Annotated in this window: 1 CRISPR repeat array. The window is 57.9% G+C overall.

The features are described 5' to 3' along the window. Position 1 precedes the first annotated feature (1 nt). Positions 2-394: direct repeats of the CRISPR family, unit length 27 nt; unit sequence GAAATACCTCCGCACGCGCGGAGAAGA.

Genomic DNA, 394 nt, shown 5'->3' with positions numbered 1-394 from the left:
GGAAATACCTCCGCACGCGCGGAGAAGAGCGTTCAATTAGGGACACTCGTGTCCCTCATTTGGAAATACCTCCGCACGCGCGGAGAAGAGAAGTCTTGTGTGGCCATGATTTCGATTTCGATGGAAATACCTCCGCACGCGCGGAGAAGAGAGGGGGCGGTGGTGGTCTTTGACCCAGTAAAAGGAAATACCTCCGCACGCGCGGAGAAGAGACATAAATACCCTCGTCGTAGCGGTTGCCCAGGGAAATACCTCCGCACGCGCGGAGAAGAGTGCTTTTCCTCCATGAGGCGATACACGGACGTGGAAATACCTCCGCACGCGCGGAGAAGAGCCTGTGCCTGTCATGCCCGCGCTCCTCCGCTCGGAAATACCTCCGCACGCGCGGAGAAGA

The sequence above is a fragment of the Corynebacterium sp. HMSC072G08 genome (genome assembly GCF_001809185.1).
In the GTDB taxonomy this organism is placed as follows: domain Bacteria; phylum Actinomycetota; class Actinomycetes; order Mycobacteriales; family Mycobacteriaceae; genus Corynebacterium; species Corynebacterium phoceense.
The sequence above is the reverse complement of the archived record's forward strand: the minus strand, read 5'-3'. Positions and strand labels throughout refer to the sequence as shown.